This is a genomic window from Rhodanobacter sp. DHG33, assembly GCF_014843005.1.
Lineage (GTDB): Bacteria > Pseudomonadota > Gammaproteobacteria > Xanthomonadales > Rhodanobacteraceae > Rhodanobacter_A.
On the sequence record NZ_JACYXM010000018.1, the window covers coordinates 1 to 1,224 of the forward strand.

Here is a 1,224-nt window from a genome sequence, read left to right on the forward strand (position 1 = left end):
TCCGACGTCGGCACGGCCAGCGCCTTGCCGATTTCCGAAGCGTGCACGTGGCCCTTCTTCGGGAAGTCGAACTTGAAGTTCACGCCACGCAGGTCGATCACCACCTTCTGCGGAGCCGGGGCTTCAGCCGGCGGCGGCGGCGGCGGCGGCGGCGGAGCCACCGGAGCCGGGGCAGCCGGGACCGCACCGATGCGCGACACGATGCTCAGGCCCAGGAACCAGTCGCCGTAACCGCTGTGGTTCGGCTGGCTCTGGTCGTCCCAGTCGTAGCGATAGCCGCCTTCGACGCGGATATCGGAGCTGTCGGTGATCGACTTCGAGATACCCAGGCCCAGTTCGGCGGCCGGGTTCCAATCGCTGTCCATCGGGTTCTTGTGATGGGTGCCCATCACGCCGCCCAACAGGTACGGGCGCCACGAGCCATTGGTGAAGTACCAACGCGCGGCAACGCCGACGGTGTTATTGGCCCAATGGGCGCTGCCGTGACCGCCACCGTTCGCGGCGCCACGATCGATCTCGCGCTGGGTACGGTCGGCGAACAGATCAATCGAGAGGTCCGGCGTGAAGAACTTACCCACGGCCAGGCCGTAGTAGATCTGACGGCTGTTGGTGTTGCGGTCGGTGTCGTTGTAGTAGCCGCCGATGGTCGGGGCAATGTACCAACGATCGTCGAAGCCATTCGGCCAAGCCGGGGCGGCTGCGCTGTCGCTGCTGCTCGCGGCCATCGCCGTGTTGTCCTGTGCGTGAACAGCACCCACGCCGCCCAAGGCCAGGGCAACCATGAAATAAAGGCCCTTGTGTTTCATCAGGTCTCTCCTCGTCAATTAAGTCTTCGCGTCCGTTTGTCCAAACGGGCACTGCATGGCGCTGCTTACAAACGTTTACTGCTGTTGCCTGTAACGCTTTCTGCTTGGCGCTCCCACTTAGCTTTGCAAGCGGAGGCGAGTGTAGCAAATTCGTTAAAGAGGGCAAAACATCTTTTACACTCCTCGGTACACTATCGTTCAGGGTTGTTGGACGGTGCCAGTCTGCGCGTATTGATTTTGTCAAAGGCGGTCAAAGCATCCGATCTTGCTCATGCACGAAAAAGCCCGGCTTTCGCCGGGCTTTTTCGTAACACTCGACAAGTCCGATTACTGCTGGACCTGCAGTTCCACGCGACGGTTCTGCGCGCGGCCCGCATCGGTGCCGTTGTCGCCGATCGGGTTGTCTTCGCCGTGGCCG

1 protein-coding gene is annotated in these 1,224 nt (G+C 61.8%); it reads right to left on the reverse strand.

Annotation, left to right across the window (positions count from 1 at the left end):
- Nucleotides 1-806: outer membrane beta-barrel protein (locus tag IHE46_RS16715; protein WP_192166053.1), on the reverse strand; the 806-nt coding region annotated here is incomplete at its 3' end.
- Between the last annotated feature and the right edge of the window lie 418 nt (nt 807-1,224).